This window comes from Pseudescherichia vulneris, from assembly GCF_902164725.1.
GTDB lineage: Bacteria > Pseudomonadota > Gammaproteobacteria > Enterobacterales > Enterobacteriaceae > Pseudescherichia > Pseudescherichia vulneris.
Genome location: NZ_LR607338.1, coordinates 1,650,524 through 1,656,655, shown reverse-complemented (window position 1 = coordinate 1,656,655; position 6,132 = coordinate 1,650,524). Strand labels below are relative to the sequence as shown.

Annotated in this window: 5 protein-coding genes; 1 reads left to right on the top strand and 4 read right to left on the bottom strand. The window is 61.8% G+C overall.

Annotated elements, in window-relative coordinates:
* Positions 1–45: 45 nt before the first annotated feature.
* Genes FN633_RS06910 through FN633_RS06895 form a run of 4 tightly spaced genes read right to left on the bottom strand, consistent with a single transcriptional unit; the run spans position 46 to position 4,869 of the window.
* Positions 46–1,287 (bottom strand): LVIVD repeat-containing protein, encoded by a 1,242-nt coding sequence (locus tag FN633_RS06910; RefSeq protein WP_154057210.1) that lies wholly within the window; start codon positions 1,285–1,287, stop codon positions 46–48.
* Entirely contained in the window at positions 1,284–2,348 is a 1,065-nt protein-coding gene (locus FN633_RS06905; RefSeq protein ID WP_154057209.1) for a sugar ABC transporter substrate-binding protein, read from the bottom strand. The genes FN633_RS06910 and FN633_RS06905 overlap by 4 nt, the downstream gene beginning before the upstream one ends.
* A 26-nt stretch (positions 2,349–2,374) precedes the next feature.
* Entirely contained in the window at positions 2,375–3,370 is a 996-nt protein-coding gene (locus tag FN633_RS06900) for an ABC transporter permease (RefSeq protein ID WP_154057208.1), read from the bottom strand.
* Positions 3,367–4,869: a sugar ABC transporter ATP-binding protein gene (locus FN633_RS06895; protein ID WP_154057207.1), complete on the bottom strand. Its 1,503-nt coding sequence runs from the start codon at positions 4,867–4,869 to the stop codon at positions 3,367–3,369. The genes FN633_RS06900 and FN633_RS06895 overlap by 4 nt, the downstream gene beginning before the upstream one ends.
* Positions 4,870–5,030: 161 nt before the next feature.
* Here FN633_RS06895 and FN633_RS06890 point away from each other — a divergent pair, with 161 nt between their 5' ends.
* Entirely contained in the window at positions 5,031–6,119 is a 1,089-nt protein-coding gene (locus FN633_RS06890; RefSeq protein WP_154057206.1) for an oxidoreductase, read from the top strand.
* Positions 6,120–6,132 lie beyond the last annotated feature (13 nt).

Below are 6,132 nucleotides of genomic sequence, written 5' to 3'. Positions count from 1 at the left end.
CAGGTTTTGTAGGCCCGGCAAGCACAGCGCCGCCGGGCAATACCTTTATCCCAGATACTCAATAATCGATAGCCCGCCGTTATAGTCAGTGCTGTAGATAATCCCCTGCGCGTCGACAAACACGTCGCAGGACTGGATCACCTGCGGACGGCCTGGGCGGGTATCCATCATCTTCGCCGGAGCGGCAGGCACCAGCGCGCCGGTCTCTACCGGGCGATACGGGTTAGAGATATCGTAGGCCCGCACCCCGGCGTTCTGGTAGGTGGCAAAGATCAGCGTTGAGCTGATAAAGCTCCCCGGCCGGTTCTCGTGCAGGTTGTGCGGCCCGAAGTGCGCCCCTTTCGCAACATAGTCGATCTCATCCGGCTGCGGGAAGGTAGAGATGCTTATTGGATTAGCTGGCTCGCGAATATCAAACAGCCAGATCAGCTTCTCGCCATCCTCCTGGTTATCCAGCACCGCCTCGTCCAGCACCACCAGCAGATCCCGGTCCGGCAGCGGCAGCGCGGTATGGGTTCCGCCGCCAAACGGTGGACTCCAGTTGCGGTGGCTGATGAGTTTCGGCGCGCTGCGATCTTTCACATCCAGCAGCGTCAGGCCGCCGTCGCGCCAGCTGCCGTAGGCGGTATCCCCGGCAATAATGGCGTGGTGCAGAGCGTAACGCTTGCCCTCCGGCCACGTCGGGGTCTCGCCCGCCGCCTGGTTCATCCCCGGCAGCCACCAGCGCCCCGCCACCTCGGGCTTGCGCGGATCGGCAAGGTCGATGGTCAGGAAGATGTAGTCGCTAAAGCCGTCGATTAATGCAGAGACATAGGCCCAGCGGCCACCCACGTACCAGATGCGGTGAATGCCGATGCCGTCCAGCCCCAGAAAGCCAATCTCTTTCGGCTGGTCCGGCGTGGAGAGATCAAACACGCGCAGTCCGGCGCTCCAGCCCTTGTCCTGCACGTCGCTCACCGTCTCCCCTACCGAGCGGGTGTAGTAGACCTTCTCGTCAGCGAAACGGGCATCGGCAAAGAGATCCCGGGCGTTGATCACCAGCAGCAGATCGTCATGGGCCTGCAAGTGGACGTTCCAGGTTCCCGGCGGCGCGGGCACGTAGCCTGCGGGGCGCGGGTTTTTCGGGTCGCGCACGTCGACAATCGAGAATCCCTGGGAAACCATATGACCGATATAGGCAAAGCCACGGTGCACCATCAGCTGCACGCCGTCGGGCCGCCCGCCCTGGTCCGAATGCCCAATCAGCCGCATATTGCGGCTGTAGTCAGGCGTAGGCAGCGCACTCATTTGTTTTTCGCTTCCAAAGTCGCGAACCACGGGGCGATAAAATCTTCGGTCTGGCCCCAGCCCGGAATGATTTTACCCAGGGTAGCGACGTTTACCGCGCCCGGCTGGGCAGCCAGCAGCGCCTGCGGAATTGCAGCGGCTTTGAAGTCATAGGTGGCTGGCGTCTGCTCCCCGGCAAGCTTGTTGGCGATCAGACGCACGTTGGTCGCGCCAATCAGTTTCGGATCCACCGCCACGCTCACCTTCCACGGGCTGTTAGACTCGCGCATCAGCTGCAGATCCTGGTTGGAGACGTCAATGCTGTAGAGTTTGATCTCGGTGCGGCCGTTCTCTTTCAGCGCCTTGTAAGCGCCCTGGCTGAAGGCGTCCCAGGTGCCCCAGATGGCATCGATCTGCCCTTTCGGATACTTCGCCAGCACCGCGCCGACCTTATTCGCCGTATCGCCCTGCACGTCGGAAGAGACCGCCCCGATGGACTCCAGCTCTTTAATGCCGGGGTTCTGCTTCAGCAGCGTCTGGTAGGCTGCCTGACGGCGCTCCATCGGCGGGAAGCCGGCCACCCACAGTTTGATGATATTGGCCTTGCCGTTGAAATCCTTCACCAGCTCGCCGAAAGAGAGATTGGTCAGCGAGGCGTCATCCTGCTGGGTCACGGTCACGCCGGGGAGGGTACCGTTGATGGCGGTATCAAATACCGAGACGGCAATGCCCGCATCCACCGCTTTTTTCACTAGCGCCGTGGAGTAAGGATCGCGGCCCTGGGAGAGAATAATGCCATCGTACTTCTGGCTAATGGCCTGGTTTACAAAGTCCTGAAATTTGGCGTCGTCGCCGTTGCTGAGGAAGGTGCTGACTTTAAAGCCAAGCTTTTTGCCCTCCGTCAGCGCGCCGGAGACGAACTGGGTGGTGTTATCGTCCGAGCCCAGGTTACGGATCAGCGCAATGCGCACCGGTCCGCTGTGGTTAGCCAGCGCGGCCGGAACCGGTGCAGGTGTCGCCGCGTAGCCCGGCACAGAACTCAGCAGGCCCAGCGCCAGCAGTGAAAGTGCAAATTTATTCATCTCTGTTTTCCCCTGATAAAAGTAAATTAACGACGCTGGAAATAGGTCAACGCCAGAGCACCGGCCAGCACCAGTCCCTTAATAATGTCCATTGCGTAGTAGGGCACGGAGAGCATCACCAGCCCGTTTGACAGCACCCCAAGGATCACCGCCCCCACCAGCGTGCCAAGCGCGTTGGGCTTGCCGGATCCGGCCAGCGAGAAGCCGATCCATGCCGCCGCTACCGCATCCATCAGGTAGCCGCCCCCGGCGTTCACCTGTGAGGAGCCGATGCGCGAGGCCAGCAGAATGCCACCGAGTCCCGCCAGCAGGGAGGCAATGACGTAGGCCGCCACCTTGTAGCGGGTAGTACAGATACCGGAGAGACGCGCTGCCTCCGGGTTGCCGCCGATGGCGTACATTCGCCGCCCGTGGGTGGTCAGCGACAGGCCAAGCTGGGCCACCACCGTGACCACCAGCATCACTATCACAATGATCGGCACCTGGCCGAGCAGGCTAAAGCCCGCTGGGATCATCCCCTCCGCCATCTCACCGCTCGGCAGCAGCATGTTTTCGGTGATCGATCCGCCGTAGCTGTAGGTCATCGCCACGCCCTGAATGACAAACAGGCTGCCAAGAGTGGCGAGCATGTCAGGGATGCGTAGCACGACGATCAGGAAGGCGTTAAACAGGCCCACCAGCGTACAGAGCGCCAGGGTCACGAGGATAGCTTCGGTGGTACCGAAGCCGTGCCAGACGAAGAGCGAGATCACCAGCGCGTTGGCCAGCGATGCCGTTGATCCCACGGAGAGATCAAACCCACCGATGGTCAGCGAGATCGAGACGCCGACGGCAATCACCGTCACGATGGCGATCGAACGCAGAATGTTGATGATGTTAAAGGGGTCGAGGAAGTTATCCGAGGCGATGCCAAAGATAGCCACCAGCAGCACCACGGTCAGCAGCATGCCCCACTTATAAAGAAAATCGAAAAACTGCTGACGGCCCGACGCCGCTGCTTTTACTGAAAGGGCTTTGCTCACGCTGCCGCTCCTCCGGTCGAATAGTAAAGTAGTGTCTCTTCCCGGGCCTCTGCCCCGGCTATCTCCGCCACGATGCGGCCATCCCACAGCACGCAGATGCGATCGCAGAGCCCCACCAGCTCGGCAAACTCGCCGGAGGCGTAGACGATCCCCTTGCCCTCCCGGGCGAGGCCGTCAATCAGGCGGAAGAGATCGGTTTTGGCTTTCACGTCGACGCCCTTGGTGGGCTCGTCGAAGATCACCACGCTGGCGTTGCCGCGCAGCCATTTGCCTATCGCCACCTTCTGCTGGTTACCGCCAGAGAGGCGGCGCAGGATCTGCCCCGGGCCGGTGGTGCGTACGCCTACACGCTCAATCACCGTCTGCGCCCAGCGCCAGGCTTTGCGACGACCAAACAGGCTCCAGCGGGAGAAGCTGTTGTCCGCGCTGACCGCCAGGTTCATAGCAATCGGCTCGTCAATAAAGATGCCCTCTTTGCGCCGCTCCTCGGGGATCAGCGCCATACCGCGTATAACGGAATCTGCCGGATCCCGGGGCCGCCACGGCTGGCCGTTCAGCTCCCCGTGAGCGACGCGGCTCTTTTCCGCGCCAAACAGCGCCTTGCAAAGCTCGGTTTTGCCCGCGCCCGCCAGGCCCGCAATGCCGAGGATTTCGCCCCTGCGCAGGTGCAGGGAGATATCCTTCAGCAGCTTCTCGTCATGGAGCCCCTCCACGCGCAGCAGAGTCTCCTCCCCGTGCGGCGGACGGCGCGGGGGATAGATATCGTTCAGCTGGTGGCCAAGCATCTTCTCCACAATCGCCTCCCCGCTCAGGGCGGCCATCGGGCCGGACTCCACCAGCCTGCCGTCGCGCAGCACCGTCAGGGTGTCGCAGATGGCTTTCAGCTCGTGAATGCGGTGGGAGATAAAGACCACGCCAATTCCCTGCTGCTGCAGGCGTCTTACCACGGTAAACAGGCGCTCGCTCTCGTGCTGATCCAGCGGGGCGGTAGGCTCATCGAGGATCAAAAAGCGGCAGCGATGGGAGAGCGCGCGGGCCAGCAGGATCTGCTGCTTCTCCGCGAGGGTGCAGGTGTCGATAGCGCGTCTGACGTCAAGAGTGACATCAAGCTGGGCCAGCGCATCACGCGCATGCTGACGAACGGTCGACCAGCGCCAGGCGTAGCCCGGTTCGGCGAGCTTATCGAGCATGATGTTTTCCGCGATGCTAAGACCGGGGACTAGCGCCACGTCGACCTCCTGCTGGACCAGATGAATGCCGAGGCGTTTGGCATCCAGCGGAGAGCGAATGGTGACCGGCTGATCATCAATGACGATCTCACCTTCATAGGCTGCCCAGGTGCCGCACAGCACCGCCATCAGCGTGGATTTCCCCGCGCCGTTGGCCCCGGTCAGGGCATGCACCGATCCGCCGCGCAGGCTGAAATTCACCTGCGTCAGGGCATTAACACCGGCAAAGGCGAGGCTTATCGCACGCATCTCGAGATGGGTAACACGCATCTGTGAGGCTTTCCTGGGATTAATAGATTGATTTAGCGAATTTTTCATAGCCGCGCTTGACTGGCAACAGCAGAAAAGGCATAAGATAAAGCGAAATATTATTAGCCATCCGGATGTCCAGACATAACATCGGGTTAGCGATTCCGCATAAGGACACAGTCATGAGCAACACCGATATCCGCGTTGTACCCGGCCCGGCCAACTACTACTCCCACAGCGGCAGCCTGGCGCGCCTGAACGATTTTTATACGCCCGAGCAGCTCTCCCGCGCGGCCTTAATTTATGGCGAACGCGCCATCGCTGCCGCCCGCCCTTATCTGCCAGAGAGCGTTAATGCCCCGGGAGTGAAGCACCTGCTGTTTAAGGGCCACTGCAGCGAGCATGACGTTAGCACGCTGGTAAACGACGCGGGCAGCGACCGCAGCGTGGTGATTGGCATCGGCGGGGGTGCGCTGCTGGATACCGCGAAGGCCGTGGCGCGCCGCTTAGGGTTGCCGGTGGTGGCGATCCCGACCATTGCCGCCACCTGCGCGGCCTGGACGCCGCTCTCGGTCTGGTATAACGACGCGGGTCAGGCGCTGCACTTTGAAATCTTCGATGACGCCAACTTCCTGGTGCTGGTGGAGCCGCAGATCATTCTCGACGCGCCGGTGGAGTATCTGCTGGCGGGCATCGGCGATACGCTGGCGAAGTGGTATGAGGCGGTGGTGCTGGCCCCGGATCCGGCCAGCCTGCCGCTGACCGTGCGGCTGGGGATCAACGGCGCGCTGGCGATCCGTGACGTGCTGCTGGAGCGCAGTGAAACCGCGCTGGCGGACCAGCAGCGTGGGGAGCTGACTCAGGCCTTCCGTGACGTGGTGGATGCGATTATTGCCGGGGGCGGAATGGTGGGCGGACTCGGCGAGCGCTACACCCGCGTCGCTGCAGCCCACGCGGTGCATAATGGCCTGACCGTGCTGCCGCAGACCGACAAATTCCTGCACGGTACCAAGGTGGCCTACGGCATTCTGGTGCAGAGCGCCCTGCTCGGCCAGGACGAGGTATTAACCCAGTTGGTCAACGCCTTCCAGCGCTTCAACCTGCCGACCACCCTGGCGGCGCTGGAGGTGGATATTCACAACCGTGACGAGCTGGATCGGGTCATCGCCCACACCCTGCGCCCGGCGGAGTCAATTCACTACCTGCCGGTGACGTTAACGCCGGAGACGCTGCGGGCGGCGTTTGAGAAGGTAGAGGCGTTTAGTCAATAAGCGTTTGGTCTTA